Genomic DNA, 18,944 nt, shown 5'->3' on the forward strand with positions numbered 1-18,944 from the left:
CACAGCCGTTGCCCGCTGCACGATCTTGTCCTCGAGGGCCGCGATCGCCAGCGGGCGCTGCCGTCCGTCCGGCTTTGGGATGTAGACCCGCCGCGACGGCTGCGGCCGGTACGCTCCCCGGTGGACACGGGCATGCAGATCCTCAAGGTTGGCCTTGAGATCTTGCTCATAGTCCCGCCACGTCACCCCGTCCGTGCCCGGCGCGGCATGCTTCTTCAACGCGAAGAACTCCGCCTCGAGCAGGTCGGGATCGATGTGGTGAAGCAGCGCGGTGAACCTCTCCTTCTTCCTTTCCCTTGCAGTTCGTCGTATGCGCTCCAGCGCCTGTGTCACGCTTGTCCGGCTCGGCGTCCGGGACGTGCTTTGCTGGTCCGCATTCCCCTTGGTCGCGGCCCTTCGCTCCACCAGCTCCTTTCGCAGATCGCTCTGCCTCGTTCGCCGGCTTCGCCGCTACTATGGCCGCGTCCGACTTCCCGCGTTCGTTCGTCATCGGCTTCGGCTCCTCGCCTTCCCGATGCGGACCGAAGGCGCATGCCGCCTGCGGTCGAATGCGGGACCTCCCAGGTTCCGGCGCGGTCCCTTACTGCGTGATGGGGTCTTCGACCACGGCAGAGCGTCAGCCCCTCGCATAACGGGACCGCACATGTTGCCTTCGACGTTGCTTACCGCCTCGGCCTCTGCGAGTTTCTGTCTTTCGCGGCTCAATAGCCACCCCACAGCATCGTTGTGTACGCTTCGCTGCCGCCGTCGCCGACGACACCGCAACACTCACTACCGGGCGCCCGCTACGGCTTACCCGGACCGGACTTCCACCGGTTGGACCGCGCCAGCTTGCCTGGCGCACAAGCAATCCAGAGTCTTTCCGCGGTGGCAGTCTGGATTGCTTCGCTTTCGCTCGCAATGACGGCGGTGATTGCGCCTACACCTTACCGTCCACCATCACCTCGATCAGCTTCGTCCCGGGACGGTTGAACGCGGACGACAGCGTCGCCTTCAGCTCACGGGGATCGCTCAGCTTGATCGCCTCGCAGCCGAGCGCTTTCGCGATCCCTGCGAAATCAACCGGCGGATCGACGAAGTCCATGCCGACGTAATTGTCGTCGCCATGGAAGGCGAGCAGGCGCTGCTTGATGATGCGGTAGCCGCCATTGTTGGCGATGACGACGTTGAGCGGCAGCTTGTGATGCGCTGCCGTCCAGAGCGACTGGACCGAATACATCGCGCTGCCGTCGCCGGAGAAGCACACCACGGGGCGATCCGGGTTGGCAATGCTGGCGCCGACAGAGGCCGGCAGACCCCAGCCGATGCCGCCCGATGCCAGCCCGTGATAGCCGAAGCGGTCGCGGTGCGCACGAAGCGCCGTGATCTGGCGGCTGGAGGTGAGGCCTTCATCGACGAGGATGGCGTTGTCGGGCATGGCCTGGACCATCTGCAACACCAGCCAGTCCGGATCGATGGGGCTACGGTCCGCAGCCTTGCCGATCTGCTCGACCAGGGCGGCGCGCCGCGCGGTCCAGTTCTTCGGAGCAAGCTCGGCGAGACGTTGCTTCGCGCGCTCCGCCAGCGCCGCGCCGCCCATCTCCTTCAGCAAGGGGATCAGCGCGCGCAGCGTTTCCTTCAGGTCCGCCTTCAGCGCGATCTCGGCGCCGTAGTTCTTGGCGATCTCCCAATCGGCGAGGCCGATCTGCACGATGCCGAGTCCATCCGGCAGCGCGTCGACCTCGCTATAGACCGACATCCGCAAGGGATCGCCGCCGAGCGCAACGAGCAAGTCGTAGGGTGCGAGCGTATCCCGCGCGACCTTCTGCACCCGCGCCAGCGTACCGAAGAAGCTCGGGCTCTCCGAGAGGAAGTGCGAGCCGTAAGGCGTCGAGGATTGATAGGCGGCCGCGCCCAATAGCTCAGCGAGTTCGGCGGCCTCCTTCAACGCATCGCTCTTGACCACCTCGTCCATAGTGACGATCACCGGACGTTCGGCCTTGAGCAGGCGCGCGGCAAAGGCCTTCAGCGCCTCTTCGGACGGCTTTGTGCGCGCATCGATCCGGGTGGAGCGGCCGAGATCGATGCCGGCCTCGCTGTTGAGGATGTCACCCGGCAGCGAGATGAACACCGGCCCGGTCGGCGGCGTGGTCGCGACTTTTGCGGCGCGGCGCACAATGCGCGGCAGGTCTTCCAGACGCGTTACTTCGACCGCCCATTTCACCAGCGGCTCGGCCATCCGCACCAGCGGGCCATACAGCACAGGCTCCATCAAGCCGTGGCCCTGCTCCTGCTGGCCCGCCGTCAAGATCATCGGCGTGCCCGTGAACTGCGCATTGTAGAGCGAGCCCATCGCATTCCCAAGGCCGGGCGCGACATGGACATTGCAGGCGACAAGCTTGCCGGAGGCGCGGCTGTAGCCATCCGCGATCGCGACCACCAGGCTCTCCTGCATCGCCATCACATAGGTGAGGTCGGGATGATCCTTCAGCGCATGCATGATCGGCAGCTCGGTGGTGCCAGGATTGCCGAACAGATGCGTGATGCCCTCGTCCTTGAGTAGCGCAAGAAAGGCGGAGCGGCCGGTGATCTTGTTCTTCATGTTTCCTCCAGACCTTGCGGGCATTGCCGCAAGGCACGGAGCATGATGACCGAAGTCGGAGGATGCGCGCAATGGAGTGCGATCATGGCTGCGTTGCGCGAGCGCGCGCCGTCACATCTCCTCGCGGCCCAGCTCGAACGGATCCTCGCCGCCGGCACGCTTCTTCCTTTTCGAGCGCTGCCAGACCACACCGGGGAAGCCCTTCAGCGGCACCAGCGGCTCGCCGGTATAAGCCCATTCCTGGAGCTCCTCGATGGCGATGTGATAGAGCGGCTGGCGGCCGGTGCGCTCGTTGAATAACGCGCGGGGGACGTTGACCATGTGCGGCCCGCGCGGCCGTTCATAGGCGATCGGCGTGCCGCAATGGGAACAGAAGCTGCGCGCGGTCTTGGTTGCCTTGTCCTCGTAGCGGGTCAGCGCGGTTTTTCCCGAAATGATCCGAAAGCGCTTCTTCCAGCTGCCGACATAGGTGGCATACGCCGCGCCGTGGGCGCGGCGGCTGGCGGCCGAATGATCATGCCAGGCCCAGCGCGCGGGGACATCGATTTCGAAGGTGACCTTGCCGCAGAGGCATTGGCCGGTGGCGGTTCCTGCGGCGGCTGCGGCTTTGGCCATGATGCTTCCTCATCGTCATTGCGAGCGAAGCGAAGCAATCCAGAGTCTTTCCGCGGTCGCAATCTGGATTGCTTCGCTACGCTCGCAATGACGGAGATTGTGTTGACGGTTGCGCAACAAATCAAGCTCGTCATTCCGGGGCGCGGCGAAGTCGCGAGCCCCGAATGACGGAGGAGAGAGATTACGCCAGCGTCAGCTGGTCATACACCGGGTAATCCGTATAGCCCATCTCCTCGCCGCCGTAGAACGTCGCCCGGTTGTACGGCGTGATCGGATAGCCGTGCCGAAGGCGGCTCGGCAAATCCGGGTTGGAGATGAAGATGCGGCCGAAGGCGATGATATCGGCATGGCCGTCGGCGATCGCCGCGTTCGCGGTCTCGCCGGTGAAGCCGCCTGCGGTCATCAGCACGCCGCTATAGAGCGGGCGGAACAACACCATCGCTGACGGCACGTTCTGCCAGTTGACTTCGGCGCGGCCGGAGCCGCTGGATCGCGGCTCGATGAAATGCAGATAGGCCAGACCGAGCTTGTCGAGCGCCTTCACCACATGGGCGTAGAGCGGCATCGGATCGGCCTCGCCGGAATCATTTGCGATGCCGTGGGGCGACAGCCGCACACCGACGCGGCCCGCGCCCCAGACGTCGACCGCGGCTTGCGTCACCTCCAGCAAAAGCCGCGCGCGGTTCTCGATCGAACCGCCATATTGATCGGTGCGCTGGTTGCTGCGCGACTGCAAGAACTGCTCGAGCAGATAGCCGTTGGCGCCGTGGATCTCGACGCCATCGAAGCCGGCGGCAAGCGCGTTCTTCGCAGCCTGCCGGAACGCCTCGACGATGTCCTTGACCTCTTCGGTCTCCAGCGCGCGCGGCGTCTCGTAATCGGAGATCCTGCCGTCGGCCGTCATCGCCTTCATACCCTCGGCCCTGATCGGGATGGCCGAGGCCGAAACCGGCAGCGCCCCACCGTGGAAGGAGGAGTGCGAGACGCGACCGACGTGCCAGAGCTGGAGGAAGATGATGCCGCCCTTGGCATGGACGGCATCGACCACCTTGCGCCAGCCCGCAATCTGCGCCTCGGAATAGATGCCGGGCGTGGCCGGGTTGCCGCGGCCATGCGAGAGCACCGGAGACGCTTCAGCGATGAGCAGGCCGCCTTGCGTCGCACGCTGACTATAATATTCGGCATTCAGCGGCCGCGGCGAAAAGCTCTCGCGCTCGGCCCGCATCCGGGTCAGCGGCGCCATCGCGACACGGTGCGCGAGCTTGTACGGACCGAGCTGCAACGGTTTGAACAACGCCGGGAATTTCATGATGGCCCCAAATGCGATGGAAGGATGCGGATCATATAGCGAGGGGCGGTCACCGGAAAAGGCGCCGCCCCGCAAAAGTATTATTCTCTCGCGCGGAACGCGGGAGGGAATAGGCATTATGCCGTCTTGATCCAGACCGCCTTGACGTTGAGATACTCCTCGACGTGCTGCTTACCGGACTCGCGGCCGTAGCCGCTCATCTTGTAGCCGCCGAACGGCATCGCCGGGTCCATCGCCTGGTAACAGTTCACCCACACCGAGCCGGCTCGCAGGCGTTTCGCGACGGCATGCGCCTTGCTGACGTCGCGCGTCCACAGGCCGGAGCCGAGGCCGAACGTCGTGGCGTTGGCGCGCTTGACCAGCTCCTCCATATCCTTGAACGCGATCGCGGAGATGACCGGACCGAATATCTCCTCCTGCGCGATGCGCATGTTGTCCTGGACATTGGCAAACACCGTCGGCGAGACGAAGAAGCCCTTTGACAAGGCGCCTTCCGTGACGCGGCCGCCGCCGGCGAGCGCCTTCGCGCCTTCCTTCTGGCCGATGTCGAGATAGCCGGTCACGCGTTCGAGCTGCTGCTCGGACACCAGCGGTCCAATCTGGGTGTTGGGATCGAGCCCGTTGCCGACCTGCAGCTTCTTGCCGAACTCGGCGACGCGGCCGACGAACTCCTCGTAGATCGACTCCTCGACAAACAGCCGCGTTCCGGCGCTGCAGATTTGCCCCGAATTGGCGAACACCGCCATCGCGGCGCCCGGCACCGCGGCATCGAGATCGGCATCGGCAAACACGATGTCCGGCGACTTGCCGCCGAGCTCGAGCGAGACGCGCTTGAGATTACCGGCCGAGGCGCGGATGATCGACTGGCCCGTGACGTGCGAGCCGGTGAAGGCGACCTTGTCGACGTCGTGATGCGAGGCAAGCGCCGCGCCCGCGGTTTCGCCATAGCCGGGAACGACGTTGATGACACCGGGCGGCACACCCGCTTCCATCGCGAGCTCGGCGATGCGCAGTGAGGTCAGCGGCGCTTCTTCCGCGGGCTTGAGCACCACGGTGCAGCCGGTCGCGATCGCCGGACCGATCTTCCAGACCGTCGCGGTGAGCGGACCGTTCCAGGGAATGATGGCGCCGACGACGCCGACCGGCTCCTTCAGCGTGTAGGAAAAGATCTCGCCGGGCAGCGAGTTCTCGACCGTCTCGCCATGAATGGCAGTGGTCTGTCCCGCATAGTAGCGCAGCATGCCAATGGCGCGCAGGCGATAGGCGCGCGTGCGGCTCACCGGCGCGCCCATGTCGAGGGTGTCGAGCTGCGACAGTTCGTCGAAATTCTTCTCGACGAGATCGGCGAGTTTCAAGAGCAGGTTCTGACGCTCGAACGGCTTGACCTTGCTCCAGGGGCCTTCGAAGGCGCGGCGGGCGGCGGCGACCGCACGGTCGATGTCTTCCTTGTCACCCTCGGCAACGGTTGCGAGCAGCTCGCCGGTGGCCGGATTGTGGGTCGCAAAGCGCTTGCCGGAAGCGGCGTCGACCCACTTCCCGTCGATCAGCATCTGCTTGTAGGACCCGTTGGCGAATGGATGGCGCGTGATCGGAATAGCCTGTGACACAGCCATGGCTGCACTCCCTGATGAGGTCATTGTTTGGTTCGATCTGGGCGGGATCGTTATATCGCATAGAATACAGTGGTGCCGGATAGGCGTAAAGTCGGCGTAGAACGAAGACCTCCCATGCCGACTTGTGCAGGGTCGCGCGCCTGCCATGTTATAGCTCGACCGAGTGCAACACTCTCCGACGGAGAAGATCCATGCCACACCCCGCGATCATCAAGGACAATGTCGCCGTGATCACGGGTGGCGCGTCCGGCATTGGCCTTGCCGCAGCCATGGCCTTCGCGCGTGCCGGCATGAAGGTGTGCATCGCGGATGTCGACCAGGGCCGGCTGGCGGAAGCCGCAACAAAACTGTCATCCGTCGCAGCTGCCACAAATGCGATGACGTTCGCAGTCGATGTCAGCAAGGCCGAGAGCGTCGCGGAACTGGAGCGCGCCGTGCGCGAGCGTTTCGGCGGCACCGACGTTCTCATGAACAATGCTGGCATCCAGCCCGGCAGCACGCTGTTCGGCGAGCCTGACAACTGGCAGCGCATCATCGGCGTCAACATGTGGGGCATCATCAACGGCTCGCGCATTTTCGCACCGAGCATGGTTGCGCGCGGCAGGGCCGGCCTCATCATCAACACCGGCTCGAAACAGGGCATCACCACACCGCCCGGCGATCCCGCCTACAACGTCTCCAAGGCCGGTGTGAAGGCGTTCACCGAGGCGCTCCAGCATGAGCTACGCAACACGAAGGACTGCCGGATCACCGCGCACCTGCTCATCCCCGGCTTCGTGTTCACCGGTTTGACTGCGAAGGGGCGGACCGAAAAACCGGCCGGCGCCTGGACGCCGGAGCAGACCGTCGACTTTATGATCGCGCGGCTGGAAGCCGGCGACTTCTACATTCTGTGCCCGGACAATGACGTGCCGCGCGCGCTCGACGAAAAGCGCATGCTGTGGGCCGCCGGCGACATCATCGAGAACCGTCCGCCGCTGTCGCGCTGGCACCCGGATTATGCGGAGGCGTTCGCGAAGTTCGTGAGGGGGAGCTAGACGCCGTGCCCTACAGCGTTTCCTGCTGGTGCGCGCATTGCTTGCAGGCGAACTTGACGCGAGTCTGGCCCTTCGGCGCCTGCACCCGGTTCGGCGCGCCGCACTTACCGCAGACCGCCTCGATGCGGGTATCGCCCTGCTTGACGACGACAGTCTTCTTTTCCATCGATTCGCGGATCAGGCGCTCGGCCTCCTCTCGCAGGGATTGTTTGGACAAAGCTGATCTCCGCCATGAATGGGGGCGAGCCTTATCGCACCTGCGTCGAAATCACAATCCGAAACGCGTGTTCAGACCTCGACAATCGCGTAGCTGTCCCTCGACATGCACCGGAAAAGTCGCGGCGACATATAGGCCTTGCCGTAGTTCCTCGCCTCGCTCGACCGCGACTAGGTAAGAGCGGATCTTGACCCGTTTCGAATCGAACCAGGACTGGCCGTTGCGCATGTCCTAGCCGCTCAAATGAATGCCGAGCGGCGGGACGAGTGCCTCGGCGCCTTCGTAGATGGGCCGGTAGCGGCGGCGGCCGCGTGGCTCGTCGGCGCGCGGCGCGACATTGATCTGGCCTTGGATGCGCCTTCGCATCTGCAACACGGGTTGCGCCGCCAGCTCCGCACGCTCGCGAACACCTCAGACGCTGACTAAATTTTCGCCTGTTGCAACGTGCGTCCGGCGCCTAGCTTCAAACATCCTACTCCCCGGAGACCCCCCATGCCTCTCCTCATCCGCGGCGGCACTGTCGTCAATCATGATCATTCGCGCCGCGCCGACGTAATGATCGACGGCGACAGCATCGTCGCGGTCGGCGCAGCAATCGAGGCCCCCACGGGCACCGAGATCGTCGATGCCGGCGGGGCTTATATCATCCCCGGCGGGATCGATCCGCATACGCATCTCGAAATGCCGTTCATGGGGACCGTCACCGCTGACGATTTCGAGTCGGGTACAAAGGCAGCGCTGACCGGCGGCACCACCATGGTGGTGGATTTCTGCCTGCCCGACCCCGGCCAATCGATGCTCGCGGCCTATCAGGAATGGCGGCACAAATCCGAGAAGGCGGCCTCCGACTACGGCTTCCACATGGCGGTGACGTCGTGGTCGAAGCAGATCTATGACGAGATGGAAATCGTGGTCAAAACCTACGGCATCAACACCTTCAAGCACTTCATGGCCTACAAGGGCGCGCTGATGGTGAACGATGACGAGCTCTACAACTCGTTCGCGCGCTGCGCCCATCTCGGCGCCATGCCGGTGGTGCATGCGGAAAACGGCGACGTTGTCGCCCTGATGCAGGAGGCGCTGATCGCGCGCGGCGTCACCGGCCCCGAGGGACACGCCTATTCGCGTCCACCGGAGGTCGAGGGTGAAGCCACCAACCGCGCCATCATGATCGCGGACATGACGGGTACGCCGGTCTACATCGTGCACACCAGCTGCCGCGAGGCCCATGAGGCGATCGCGCGGGCGCGCGCCGCCGGCAAGCGCGTCTATGGCGAGCCGCTGATCCAGCATCTGCTGCTCGATGCCGGTGAATACGAGAACAGGGATTGGGATCATTCCGCGCAGCGGGTGATGTCGCCGCCGTTCCGCGACAAATCGCATCAAGACAGCCTTTGGGCCGGCCTGCAATCCGGCTCGCTCCAGGTCGTCGCAACCGACCATTGCGCGTTCACCACCGAGCAGAAGCGGTTCGGGCTCGGCGACTTCAGAAAGATCCCGAACGGCACCGGCGGCCTGGAAGATCGCTTGGCGCTGCTGTGGACCGCAGGCGTCGCCATCGGGCGGTTGACAAAGGAAGAGTTCGTCGCTGTGACCTCGGCGAACATCGCCCGCATACTCAACATCTATCCGCGCAAGGGCGCGGTCGCCGTAGGCTCGGATGCCGATGTCGTGGTGTGGGATCCGAAGGCGACCAAGACAATCAGCGCCAAGCGGCAAATCAGCCGGATAGATTACAACGTGTTCGAGGGCTTTTCCTGCACGGGCGGGCCGGCCGCGACAATCTCGCGCGGCCGCATCGTGTGGAAGAACGGCGAGTTGCGCGCCGAGGCCGGCGACGGCCGCTACATCGAGCGTCCCGCGTTCTCGCCGGTGCATGTCGCCAATTCCACGTGGAAGGAGCTGACGGCACCACGCGCCGTGGTCCGCAGCGCGGTCACGCCCTGACCCACGGAGGGCCTGCAATCTGCCTCGTGTTCTGCCAATGGTTCGACTCCAAAGCCTGTGCCGCTGGCACACGCCTTGCCTCTCGATGTCGAATAACTTTCGGCAGGAGGCACCTATGAGCACACCACCTTTCGATATCAGTCGCCGCAGCGTCGTGTTCGGCGGTCTGGGTATCGCCGGAATGACGGCGGTCGGTCCCCCTTCCGCGTGGGCGCAGGGGCGCAGCGAGACGCTGCTGGTGGTGCAGGAGCTCGGACCAAACTCTCTCGACATGCAGGGCGTCGGCTCCAACCAGACCGTGAACGGCCTGTCCTGGAACTGCTATGATCGCCTGCTGACCTACGCTTCCAAGACGCTGTCCGACGGCACGCCCTCATACGATCGCGCGACACTCGCGCCTGAACTGGCTGAGAGCTGGGAAGTCACCGCTGACGGCATGTCCTGCACTTTCAAGCTGCGCAAGGACGCGAAATTCCACGACGGAAGCCCGGTCACGGCGAAGGACGTCAAATGGTCGTTCGACCGCGCCGTGAAGGTCGGCGGCTTTCCGACCTTCCAGATGTCGGCGGGATCACTCGAGAAGCCCGAGCAGTTCGTGGTCGTCGACGACCACACCTTTCGCATCGACTATGTGCGCAAGGACAAGATGCTGCTGTTCAACGTAGCGGTCGTCGTGCCCTTCGTCATCAACTCCGAACTCGCCAGGAAGAACGCGACGCCGGAAGACCCTTGGGCGCTGGCCTGGCTCAAGAACAACGAAGCCGGCGGCGGAGCTTACAGGATCGAAAGCTGGAAGCCGGGCAGCGAGACCGTGCTGACGCGGTTCGACGACTGGAAAAGCGGACCACTACCGAAAATCAAGCGGGTGATCGCGCGCGATGTCCCGTCTCCGGGCACCCGCCGCGCGATGCTCGAGCGCGGTGACGCCGATCTCTCCAGCGGGTTTGCGCCGCGGGATTTCGAGCAGATCATCAGGGAGGGAAAGGTCAAGGTATCGGGCGTGCCGATTCCCAATGCGCTCTGGTACGTCGCCCTCAACACTGCAAAACCGCCGTTCGACAACGCCAAGCTGCGCCAGGCCATCGCCTGGGCGATGCCTTACGAGCAGATCCAGGCCAGCGCGTTCTTCGCTCGCGCCGTTCCGATGTACGGCGGGTCAGCGGATGTTTCGAAGCCCGCATGGCCGCAGCCGTTTCCCTACGTCACAGATCTCGACAAGGCCAAGGCGTTGATGAAGGAGGCAGGATTCGAGTCCGGCCTGGAGACGACCTTGTCGCTCGACACGGGTACAGCGACCGTCGGCGAGCCGACCGCGATCCTGATCCAGGAAAGTCTCGCCAAGATCGGCATCAAGGCGTCGATCGAAAAAATCCCCGGCGCGAACTGGCGCACAACACTCAACAAGAAGGAGCTGCCGCTCGCGCTCAACCGTTTCAGCGGCTGGCTCGACTATCCCGAGTACTATTTCTACTGGAATTTTCATGGCAACAACTCGATCTTCAACATCTCCTCCTACCAGAACAAAGACATGGACGCGCTGATCGACAAGGCGCGCTTCACCACGGATGCAACGGAGTACGAAAAGGCTGTGAAGGATTTCATCGCCTTGTGCATGCGGGACGTTCCGGTCGTTCCGCTCAACCAGCCGATCCACGACGTCGCCATGCAGAAGGGCGTGTCCGGCTACGAATTCTGGTTTCACCGCGAGCCGGACTATCGCCAGTTTGCGAAGGGCTAGTGCTGATCGACGATTCGCTTCGAGTGTAAGGCGCACGATCCGGATCGACCGGGGCCAGCGACATGGCGGCTCGATCAGGCTCACGCCGACCGACGAGGGCGCAGCGTTCGAGCTCCGATTCCCACTAGCCTAGATCGCGAACAGCCAGGCGGCGAGGACGGTGCCGATGGTGACCAGGCCAGCGATGGTCCAGCCCGCGGCATACTCCAGTTCAGGGTGACCATTTGCCCGCATGATCTCGGCTGGATCGGCGGTATGCTTCCAATGCTCTGCCATGACAGCCTCGCACGTTTCCCCACGTCATATGTAAGTCGCACCAGCCGCCGTTAGGTTCCATCACGGAAATGCGAGGCCTTCCGGACGATGAAGCCGGCGTAAGAGGTCGGCCCAAACAAAAAGTGCGAAATCAACCCCATGCACAGTAGAACGGCCTGGCCGGCGGAAGGCTCGGCCGCGCTGCGTAACCGTTTGACACCTCGGGGCAAAACAGCCGCAGCGCGCAAAAGCGCAGGGCCCGGCGAACTTGCCTTCCATTTCGCGTTGCATGCTAGACTGGTTCCACGCATCCCGCCGCAGGAGGGAAGCTGAAACTGTAGGTCCAGGGAGGCAAGGATGAGAGCCGGCCGATTGATCCTCACCTGCGCGCTTGTCGTCACCAACGCACATCATCTGGCGGCCGCCTCTGACGCCACGTCTGGAAAAATCTCGGGCGCCACGGCGCTGGCGCTCGTGGGCGTGATCGCGCCGCTGTCGCCTGACCTGTCGGGCGCCGAGAAGAGGGCGGTGGCGATGCTGTTCGCCGCCAACAGCGACGTTCCCCACAAGAAGACGATCGTGGTCACCGCGGACAGGATCGTCTGCCGCACCGGCAATGTCGACATCACCTTGCGCAACTGCGAGATCACCTTCGGCAAGAAGGTCAAAACCGTGAACGGCTCCACGGCCAACGAGATCTTCGCGACCGAGGCGCTCGCCGGCATTCCGCCGGACGGCGCGGCGGGATTGAATTTTGAGAGCCTGACGATGCTGAGCTGCACGATCGACCCCAACGCCATCCGCCGGAAGGACGGCAGCGGGGCGGACTGCACGTTCCAGCCGGGGAATTGAGCCGGGCTTGGCGGGCGAGCCAAAGGTGCCGCGAAATCGCCGCAAGACGAACCAACTAATAAGGCGAATTGAAAAGACAGGCCAAACGAGCGAGCCCATATCAGGCTCGCAAGGCCGGTACCAACATGAAGAATTATCTCGCATTTTTCCTGATTCTGACTGTCACAGCGGCGTCCGCGCACGGCCCCATGCTGGCGCCGCTGACGGCGCCCTCCGATCTCGTCCGTGTGGGCCTCACCGACTCCGATACGATCGCCGGCGGCACCGCGCGGCTGTGCGACCAGGTCACCTTCTCGCGCGGCCTGCGCTACGGCGAGAGCGAGGCCAATGTGCTCGATGTCGCCGCCAGCACGACCAAGGCGCAGACGCAGCGGCCGGTGCTGCTGTTCGTGGCCGGCGACACCTTCACCGGGGACCGGACCGCGCCGGAGCTGTCCCGCGACATCCAGGACGCCGCGATGTGCTTTGCCGCGCGCAACGACATGATCGGGGTGCGCGTGAACTATCGGCAGGCCCCCGCGGCGACCTGGCCGATGGGTGCGACCGACGTTGCGGCGGCGCTGTCCTGGGTCCACGGCAATATCGACCTGTTCAACGGCGACGCCCGCGAGATCGTCGCGGTCGGCTATGGCGCCGGGGCCTTCCATGTCGCGAGCCTGCTGGCGCATCCCGAGCTCCAGGCCGACCACGCCGATGTCGCCGCGGTCGTGCTGGTGTCCGGAATCTACCGGGTCGGCAAGAACGCCAGCGACAGCGAGAAGGCTTATTTCGGCACAGATGCCAGCCAGTATGACAAGCGGTCGGTCTTTCCCGGCATCCTCAACGTCGACGCGCCGATCGTGTTGGCCTGGGCCGCGGGCGATCCCGCAAACCTCGTGGCGCAGGGCGAGACCCTGAAGAAGACGCTGTGCGGCGCCGGCCACTGCCCGCGCAGTACGATCCTGCGCAGCCGCGACGGCATCGCTAGCGCCTTCGGGCTCGACGGCTCCGGCGACAGCCTCGCCGAGCCGACGTTGCTGCTGGTGCACCAGCTCGAGGCGCGCGGGCTGCCGTAGCGGCGACGTGACGTTAGCGGGGTTAAACAGATAGAGCCCAGGCCTCGACCTCTCCCGCTTGCGGGAGAGGTCGGCGCGAAGCGCCGGGTGAGGGTTTTTCTCCACCCCAGGGACTGTCCCATTGCGGAGGCATCCCACCAGCCCTCCCCCCGCAAGCGGGAGAGGGGCAGACCTTCCTCGTGGCAACAACGGAGGCTCAATCAGCTCAAGCTTTATGTGCCTTGCGCCGGCTTGAGTGAGCGAGTCAGCACGACTGCCGTTTCGCCTCAAGAGGACGCAAGGTTGAATCCGGCCCGCCCAGCCACAGCTTTGACAAACGCTTGACGTAGATCAACCCACCCTGGGGCAGATCGAGCCGACCTCTCTGGGACCAACGTCAAGGTGTCGAGCATGCGCGTCACCGGCAGACTGCTGTTCGTTATGATCTTCGCGTTCGCGGCGCTGGGGGCGATGTCCCAGCAACACGCAGATCAATCCGCGACCGACAGCGAAATCCGCATCGGCAATGTCGTGCCGTATTCGGGACCGCTTGCGGAATTCGGCGCGATCGGCCAGGCGGAGGCCGCCTATTTCGACATGATCAACGATCGGGGCGGCATCAACGGCCGCAAGGTCCGTTTCATCACGCGCGACGACAATTCCGACCCGACGACGGCGCTGGAGCTTACCCGCAATCTGGTCGAGCAGGACGACGTGCATTTGATGTTCGGATCGTTCGGCACGCCCGGCAATCTCGCCACGCGCCGGTATCTGAACGAAAAGAAAATCCCGCAGCTTTTCGTCGCCTCCGGCGACGAGGAGTTGAGCCAGGCCAAGGCGTTTCCCTGGACCATGGGCTGACAGCCGTCGTTCCGGTCGGAGGGGCGCATCTACGCCAACTACATCCAGGCTTATTATCCGCGGAATAAGATCGTGGTGCTCTGGCAGAACGACCAGTTCGGCCGCATGCTCTACAGGGGCATCCAGGAAGGCCTTGGCGACCTGAACCGTCTCGTCCTCGTCGACATCGCCTTCGACATTGCCGATGAGCATCTCGAAGGACACGTCTCGATCCTCAAGCGTTCAGGCGCCGATATTTTCGTCTTTCTCGGCGTGCCGTCGACGGCGTCCAAGGTGATCAGGCTGGCGGCGTCACTCAAATGGCGCCCGGTCTTCATTGTGAGCGACGCCTCCGCCTCGATCGCCAATGCGATGGCGCCCGCAGGCCTGGAGAATTCGGCCGGTGTGATCTCGGCCGCCTTTTTGAAGGATCCGAGCGATCCCGCATGGAAAGACGATCCTGCCATGAAGGACTGGTTCGCCTTCATGGACAAGTATCATCACGTCGAGAGTACGAACAACAGCGCCGCGCTCTATGGCTACGCCGCCGCCGAGTCGCTGACGCAGGTGCTGAAGCAATGCGGCGACGATCTATCGCGCGAGAACATCATGCGTCAGGCGGCTTCGCTTAAGGGTTATCAGCCCTCCGTTGCGTTGCCCAACATCAAGATGAACACCACGCCGAACAGCTATCTCCCGATCAGGCAGATGCGGCTCGTCCAGTTCGACGGCCGGTCCTGGCAGCCGTTCGGCGAGGTGATCGAGACCGCCTTCACCGAAGGCGCGGCACGAAGAGACGCATCCCGTTGCGGGCGATACGACGGTCATACGCGCACCTTTGGCTGGGCCCCCCTCCGCTGCCTCCCCCGCAAGGGGGCGACCGCATATGACCTGGAAGTTTGAACGCAGAAGTTTCCACAGCGTCAGGGCCGGGCTTGTCCCGGCCATCCACGCCTTGCCACGCGGCACGAAGAACGTGGATGCCCGGGACAAGCCCGGGCATGACGACCTTTTGTGAATGCTCACATGCGATTTCCCCTTGTCGGGGAGGAGGTGCCACACGGCACACTCTCAATCAGAAAGAGCGCAAGTCTGCGTGCCCTCACACCGGCTTCAGCGAGGCCAGCGCGCTTTCCAGCAGCGAGCGTACCCGCGCTGCATCGCCCGATTTCACCACAGCAGGGTCAAGATAGAGCTCGAGGCCCGGTGCGCGCTCGGTGATGATGCCGCTTTTCTCCACTGAGGCATCGTTCAGCGCGTCGACCGAATAGGGAATGACCTCGCGGCTGATGCCCTTCATCGTGATCGCCGGCAGCGCGTGGGCCGGACGATATCGCTGACCAGCGCAAAGGTTTCGTAGCTCAGCACGATGCCGCCCGGCTCGGCGATCGATTGCAGGCGCGCGGCGAGGTTCGCCTCGGCACCGTGGTCTCGGCAAGCACCTTTTCGTTTCATCACGATCGTTTAAGATCGGCACCATCCTGCATCCACTCCGCCGGGAGATCCTCCGAATGACCGAGACCATCCGCATCAAGCGCTTCAATGCGCGCCCCGTGATCGTGCCGATGAACCTGCCGCTCAAGACCTCGACCGGCGCGGTCGCGAAAGCGCCGCTGTTACTAATCGACTGCGAGACCGACCAGGGCGTGCGGGGGCACGCCTATCTGTTCGCGATCACGCCCTCGGCCTTGAAGCCGCTGACGGCGATGGTCGCTGAAATCTCGGAGCTGCTCGCTGGCGACGAGCTGCTGCCGTTCGAGCTCGAACGCAAGCTGACGCAGCGCTTCACGCTGCTCGGGCTGGCCGGCCTGCAGCGGCTGGGGCAATCCGGCATCGACATGGCGGCGTGGGACGCGCTGGCGCGCAGCAGAGGCCTGCCGCTGGCGCGCCTGCTCGGCGGCGCACCGAAGCCGGTCAAGGCCTACAATTCGAAAGGGCTCGGGATCATGCCAGCAAGCGCTGCGGTCGACGAAGCGCACAAGCTGCTGGCCGAAGGCTTCCACGCCGCAAAGATCCGCGTCGGCCGGCCCGATGCGCGGGAGGATCTCGCGGTCGTGCGCGCGGTGCGAAAGGCCGTCGGCGACCAGGTCACGCTGATGTGCGACTACAACCAGGCGCTGACGGTGACCGAGGCGATCCGCCGCGGCGAAATGCTCGACGACGAGGGCTTGACCTGGATCGAGGAGCCGATCCGTCACGACGACTATGCCGGCTGCTCTCGTATCGCGGACGCGCTGCGCACGCCGGTCCAGATCGGCGAGAACTTTGACAGCGCCTTTGCGATGCAATCGGCGCTGTCCGCCGAGGCCTGCGATTACGTGATGCCGGACGTGCAGCGCATCGGCGGCGTCACCGGCTGGCTCCGCGCCGCCGCGCTGGCGCACGCCGCCGGCATCGAGATGTCGACGCACCTGTTCTCGGAAATCAGCGCGCATCTGCTGTGCGTGACACCGACCGCGCATTGGCTCGAATATGTCGACTGGGCCGACGCGGTGCTCGCGACGCGGCTGACCATCAAGGACGGGTTCGCGATGCCGAGCGAGGAGCCCGGCAACGGGATTGCGTGGGACGAGGACGCGGTCGCCAAATATCTGGTCACATGAGACCACCCCGCCAACACCGACGTCGTGCAGGCCTTCGCAGAACAACGTTGCGGAGATGGTGTGCGCAACTATCCATCGTCGTCATTGCGAGGAGCTCTTGCGACGAAGCAATCCAGACCGCCACCGCGGAACGAGTCTGGATTGTTTCGCTACGCTCGCAATGACGGAATGAATGCAACACGACGTGTTGCGCGGAGCCGGGAAGCGGACTAACGGTGCCCCATGACGACATGGCGTCCACATGCCCACATCAGAGTCGTCGCGATCGGCCTGCACTGGCGGGACGGACGCCTGCTGGCGGCCGAGGTTCGTGACGATGCAGGCCGCATCAAGGGCGCACGTCCGCTCGGCGGCGAGATCGAGTTCGGCGAAAGCTGGCGGGCTGCTTTGGCGCGCGAATTCAACGAAGAGCTCGGCATCGACGTCGTCCTCAAGGGCGAGCCCTTGATGCTGGAGAACATCTTCGTGCACGAAGGGGCAACCGGGCACGAGGTGATGTTCATCTCCGAGGTCGAGTTTCCCGATGCTGCATTCCGCGATCAGGACCACATCGACTTCAGGGAGGACAACGGCGCGCACATCGTCGCCCGCTGGTTCGACCTGGCCGATCTCGATGTGGAAGGTGCCCCGAGCCTGTTTCCGACCGGGCTGAAAGACTTGCTGCAAGAGGCGGTAAAAGGCAGGCTCGCCTGAGCGGCTCCCTGGCTTTGCGACGCGTCACGCGAAGGAAAAGCCCGCTGCATCTCGGACATCTCGGCGCGATGGGCCATGTCCGGACGCGGGCTTTGATGATTGGATCATCCTGGCAGTTTTGCCTGCGTGAAGAGTAGCCGAGGCGCAAAAACGTCGCTCTCTGAAGTCGGTGGGCGCTCAGCACAGGGCTCGGCTCTATTCGTCTTTCCATTTGATCGAGCAGCCAATAGACGCCTTTTGGTCAGCTGGCGCCACACCGGTGGTCACAATCGCCCGCATGGCTTCTACAAGCTCTCGGGGCGCTCCCGCGCGAGGTGCAGTTGTGCGGCCCTCGTCGAGGCGACCGCGATATTTGAGCTTGCGGTCGGCATTGTAACCGAAGAAGTCCGGCGTACAGACCGCTCCATACGCCCGAGCGACTGTCTGGGTCTCGTCGTAGAGATATGGAAACGGGAAATCATGAGCTTTTGCGAAACGCTTCATGTTCTCAAATGAATCTTCGGGATAGCTCGCCGCATCGTTCGAGCAAATCGCTGCGAAGCCGACGCCCTCGGACATCAGCACGCGAGCGTCAGAAACCATGCGGTCGATCACCGCTTTGACATAGGGACAATGGTTACAGATGAACGCGACGACCGTGCCTTTTTCGCCAGCAACGTCGTCCAGTGCATAAGTCCTGCCGTCTGTGGCCGGTAGCCGGAACTCCGCCGCCGGCGTATCAAGCACGACTTGGGTAGCTGTTGTCGCCATATTGCACCTCCATGTGACCCAAACATTGCTGACGACCGCCAATAGCTCACAGGGGCTTTCAATTTTCCAATAACCACCGGCGAGACGCCGCGCAATGCAATGACAGCACTCCAAGGCAGCTAGGAGAGCGGCTGCGTCTCGGAGAACATGTCGACAATCTTGTTGGTCATGCCATTCACGATCAGCACTTGGTCTTTCATTTTCACGTACATGTAGCCCCGCAATTCGGGAATTTGCGAAAGAACCGGTGTTGGCAGCGATTGCGCCTTAACGCCTTTTTGGCAGTGTCGCGCCGACAGCTGGGGTGAAGTCCTTAGCGGACTTGGTGGCCGCCAGCCGGAACTGGACCTCATTGTGCTCGGTCAGCACGGCCTTGCGAATGTGCTCGCGCTGCTGGTTTGTGAGATTGAGTTTCGGTAGCGATGGATTCTGCGGCACTCTTGTGCCATTGCTCAATTCGATCACGCCTTGCGCTCTCGATTGCGCCGGCGAAAGTGCGATAACGCCGAGTATGATCGCGAGCAGGGCGATTACACTGGGAGCTCTCATAGCTTGCCATCCTTCCCGGAACGCCGCCCCGCTTTAAGATAACGGACAGATTGTTTGTCCGTTCCGCGCCAGGCGTTCGAATGGGGCTGCCAAGTCGGCTAATGGGATGGTCCGGCCGTGCTCCGGCCCTGCCAGCACGACAAGCTGGCAAGGGGCGCCCAAGACAGGAGCACGCCATGTCTCAGAAACTCAGCTCAGCGATCGCCGTGATAGGCATCGATATCGGCAAGAACTCGTTCCACATCGTGGGCCACGATCAGCGCGGCGCAATCGTGCTGCGGCAGAAGTGGTCACGCGGCCAGGTAGAAGCA

General features: G+C 63.6%; 16 protein-coding genes and 4 pseudogenes. 9 read left to right on the top strand and 11 right to left on the bottom strand.

Translation table 11 applies throughout. The annotated features are described in order from the left end of the window. The 5 genes and pseudogenes from IVA82_RS02835 to IVA82_RS02855 form a co-directional block, all read right to left on the bottom strand. Window positions 1–333: pseudogene (locus IVA82_RS02835) on the bottom strand (group II intron reverse transcriptase/maturase); the annotation flags it as partial. Between the two features lie 586 nt (window positions 334–919). After that, window positions 920–2,581: a thiamine pyrophosphate-binding protein gene (locus IVA82_RS02840; protein ID WP_247387333.1), complete on the bottom strand. Its 1,662-nt coding sequence runs from the start codon at window positions 2,579–2,581 to the stop codon at window positions 920–922. 111 nt (window positions 2,582–2,692) lie between these two features. Then, window positions 2,693–3,196, bottom strand: coding sequence for a GFA family protein (locus IVA82_RS02845; RefSeq protein ID WP_247387334.1), 504 nt, complete (start codon window positions 3,194–3,196; stop codon window positions 2,693–2,695). Window positions 3,197–3,377: 181 nt separating this feature from the next. Continuing rightward, on the bottom strand, window positions 3,378–4,505 hold the full coding sequence (locus IVA82_RS02850; RefSeq protein ID WP_247387335.1) for an alkene reductase: 1,128 nt from the start codon (window positions 4,503–4,505) through the stop codon (window positions 3,378–3,380). Between the two features lie 116 nt (window positions 4,506–4,621). After that, complete coding sequence (locus IVA82_RS02855; protein ID WP_247387336.1) at window positions 4,622–6,118, bottom strand: aldehyde dehydrogenase family protein; 1,497 nt, start codon at window positions 6,116–6,118, stop codon at window positions 4,622–4,624. 191 nt (window positions 6,119–6,309) lie between these two features. On the opposite strand from IVA82_RS02855, the gene IVA82_RS02860 reads away from it, so the two are divergent. Then, on the top strand, window positions 6,310–7,155 hold the full coding sequence (locus tag IVA82_RS02860; RefSeq protein WP_247387337.1) for an SDR family NAD(P)-dependent oxidoreductase: 846 nt from the start codon (window positions 6,310–6,312) through the stop codon (window positions 7,153–7,155). A gap of 10 nt (window positions 7,156–7,165) precedes the next feature. On the opposite strand, the gene IVA82_RS02865 is transcribed toward IVA82_RS02860, so the two are convergent. Beyond that, window positions 7,166–7,372, bottom strand: coding sequence for a hypothetical protein (locus IVA82_RS02865; protein ID WP_148740720.1), 207 nt, complete (start codon window positions 7,370–7,372; stop codon window positions 7,166–7,168). A 231-nt stretch (window positions 7,373–7,603) separates the two neighbouring features. After that, window positions 7,604–7,738, bottom strand: coding sequence for a hypothetical protein (locus IVA82_RS48450; protein ID WP_256469609.1), 135 nt, complete (start codon window positions 7,736–7,738; stop codon window positions 7,604–7,606). A 126-nt stretch (window positions 7,739–7,864) separates the two neighbouring features. Between IVA82_RS48450 and hydA the strand changes: the two genes are divergently transcribed. Both hydA and IVA82_RS02875 read left to right on the top strand, forming a co-directional pair. Then, complete coding sequence (gene hydA, locus IVA82_RS02870; protein ID WP_247387338.1) at window positions 7,865–9,319, top strand: dihydropyrimidinase; 1,455 nt, start codon at window positions 7,865–7,867, stop codon at window positions 9,317–9,319. Between the two features lie 115 nt (window positions 9,320–9,434). Further along, complete coding sequence (locus IVA82_RS02875; protein ID WP_247387339.1) at window positions 9,435–11,057, top strand: ABC transporter substrate-binding protein; 1,623 nt, start codon at window positions 9,435–9,437, stop codon at window positions 11,055–11,057. Between the two features lie 129 nt (window positions 11,058–11,186). On the opposite strand, the gene IVA82_RS02880 is transcribed toward IVA82_RS02875, so the two are convergent. Then, window positions 11,187–11,333: a hypothetical protein gene (locus IVA82_RS02880; protein ID WP_247387340.1), complete on the bottom strand. Its 147-nt coding sequence runs from the start codon at window positions 11,331–11,333 to the stop codon at window positions 11,187–11,189. Window positions 11,334–11,669: 336 nt separating this feature from the next. Between IVA82_RS02880 and IVA82_RS02885 the strand changes: the two genes are divergently transcribed. The 3 genes and pseudogenes from IVA82_RS02885 to IVA82_RS02895 form a co-directional block, all read left to right on the top strand. After that, window positions 11,670–12,164, top strand: a complete 495-nt coding sequence (locus IVA82_RS02885) for a hypothetical protein (RefSeq protein WP_247387341.1) — start codon at window positions 11,670–11,672, stop codon at window positions 12,162–12,164. Between the two features lie 125 nt (window positions 12,165–12,289). Next, window positions 12,290–13,219 carry a carboxylesterase family protein gene (locus tag IVA82_RS02890; RefSeq protein ID WP_247387342.1) on the top strand — a complete coding sequence of 310 codons (930 nt, stop codon included), beginning with the start codon at window positions 12,290–12,292 and terminating at the stop codon, window positions 13,217–13,219. A 390-nt stretch (window positions 13,220–13,609) separates the two neighbouring features. Beyond that, window positions 13,610–14,830 (top strand): annotated as a pseudogene (locus IVA82_RS02895) (ABC transporter substrate-binding protein); the annotation flags it as partial. 310 nt (window positions 14,831–15,140) lie between these two features. On the opposite strand, the pseudogene IVA82_RS02900 reads toward IVA82_RS02895, so the two are convergent. Continuing rightward, a pseudogene (locus IVA82_RS02900) lies at window positions 15,141–15,463 on the bottom strand (adenylate/guanylate cyclase domain-containing protein); the annotation flags it as partial. An 86-nt stretch (window positions 15,464–15,549) separates the two neighbouring features. Between IVA82_RS02900 and IVA82_RS02905 the strand changes: the two are divergent. Then, window positions 15,550–16,641: an enolase C-terminal domain-like protein gene (locus IVA82_RS02905; RefSeq protein ID WP_247387343.1), complete on the top strand. Its 1,092-nt coding sequence runs from the start codon at window positions 15,550–15,552 to the stop codon at window positions 16,639–16,641. A 222-nt stretch (window positions 16,642–16,863) separates the two neighbouring features. Then, the gene (locus IVA82_RS02910; RefSeq protein ID WP_247387344.1) at window positions 16,864–17,334 is read left to right on the top strand and encodes an NUDIX hydrolase; all 471 of its coding nucleotides are present in this window, start codon (window positions 16,864–16,866) and stop codon (window positions 17,332–17,334) included. Window positions 17,335–17,529: 195 nt separating this feature from the next. Here the strand turns inward: IVA82_RS02910 and IVA82_RS02915 are convergent, their stop codons facing one another. Together IVA82_RS02915 and IVA82_RS02920 are read right to left on the bottom strand one after the other, a co-directional pair. Then, window positions 17,530–18,084 carry a thioredoxin family protein gene (locus IVA82_RS02915; RefSeq protein ID WP_247387345.1) on the bottom strand — a complete coding sequence of 185 codons (555 nt, stop codon included), beginning with the start codon at window positions 18,082–18,084 and terminating at the stop codon, window positions 17,530–17,532. Window positions 18,085–18,351: 267 nt separating this feature from the next. After that, on the bottom strand, window positions 18,352–18,633 hold the full coding sequence (locus IVA82_RS02920; protein ID WP_247387346.1) for a hypothetical protein: 282 nt from the start codon (window positions 18,631–18,633) through the stop codon (window positions 18,352–18,354). A 176-nt stretch (window positions 18,634–18,809) separates the two neighbouring features. Here IVA82_RS02920 and IVA82_RS02925 point away from each other — a divergent pair. Next, a pseudogene (locus IVA82_RS02925) lies at window positions 18,810–18,944 on the top strand (IS110 family transposase); the annotation flags it as partial.

The organism is Bradyrhizobium sp. 142 (assembly GCF_023074015.1).
Lineage (GTDB): Bacteria > Pseudomonadota > Alphaproteobacteria > Rhizobiales > Xanthobacteraceae > Bradyrhizobium.

Bases quoted from the DNA above. Each gene is read 5' to 3' on its own strand.
- IVA82_RS02915 (WP_247387345.1), bottom strand. From the start codon at position 18,084: ATGGCGACAACAGCTACCCAAGTCGTGCTTGATACGCCGGCGGCGGAG.
- IVA82_RS02910 (WP_247387344.1), top strand. From the start codon at position 16,864: ATGACGACATGGCGTCCACATGCCCACATCAGAGTCGTCGCGATCGGC.
- IVA82_RS02880 (WP_247387340.1), bottom strand. From the start codon at position 11,333: ATGGCAGAGCATTGGAAGCATACCGCCGATCCAGCCGAGATCATGCGG.
- IVA82_RS02885 (WP_247387341.1), top strand. From the start codon at position 11,670: ATGAGAGCCGGCCGATTGATCCTCACCTGCGCGCTTGTCGTCACCAAC.
- IVA82_RS02920 (WP_247387346.1), bottom strand. From the start codon at position 18,633: ATGAGAGCTCCCAGTGTAATCGCCCTGCTCGCGATCATACTCGGCGTT.
- IVA82_RS48450 (WP_256469609.1), bottom strand. From the start codon at position 7,738: ATGCGAAGGCGCATCCAAGGCCAGATCAATGTCGCGCCGCGCGCCGAC.
- IVA82_RS02845 (WP_247387334.1), bottom strand. From the start codon at position 3,196: ATGGCCAAAGCCGCAGCCGCCGCAGGAACCGCCACCGGCCAATGCCTC.
- IVA82_RS02855 (WP_247387336.1), bottom strand. From the start codon at position 6,118: ATGGCTGTGTCACAGGCTATTCCGATCACGCGCCATCCATTCGCCAAC.
- IVA82_RS02850 (WP_247387335.1), bottom strand. From the start codon at position 4,505: ATGAAATTCCCGGCGTTGTTCAAACCGTTGCAGCTCGGTCCGTACAAG.
- hydA (WP_247387338.1), top strand. From the start codon at position 7,865: ATGCCTCTCCTCATCCGCGGCGGCACTGTCGTCAATCATGATCATTCG.
- IVA82_RS02875 (WP_247387339.1), top strand. From the start codon at position 9,435: ATGAGCACACCACCTTTCGATATCAGTCGCCGCAGCGTCGTGTTCGGC.
- IVA82_RS02840 (WP_247387333.1), bottom strand. From the start codon at position 2,581: ATGAAGAACAAGATCACCGGCCGCTCCGCCTTTCTTGCGCTACTCAAG.
- IVA82_RS02890 (WP_247387342.1), top strand. From the start codon at position 12,290: ATGAAGAATTATCTCGCATTTTTCCTGATTCTGACTGTCACAGCGGCG.
- IVA82_RS02905 (WP_247387343.1), top strand. From the start codon at position 15,550: ATGACCGAGACCATCCGCATCAAGCGCTTCAATGCGCGCCCCGTGATC.
- IVA82_RS02860 (WP_247387337.1), top strand. From the start codon at position 6,310: ATGCCACACCCCGCGATCATCAAGGACAATGTCGCCGTGATCACGGGT.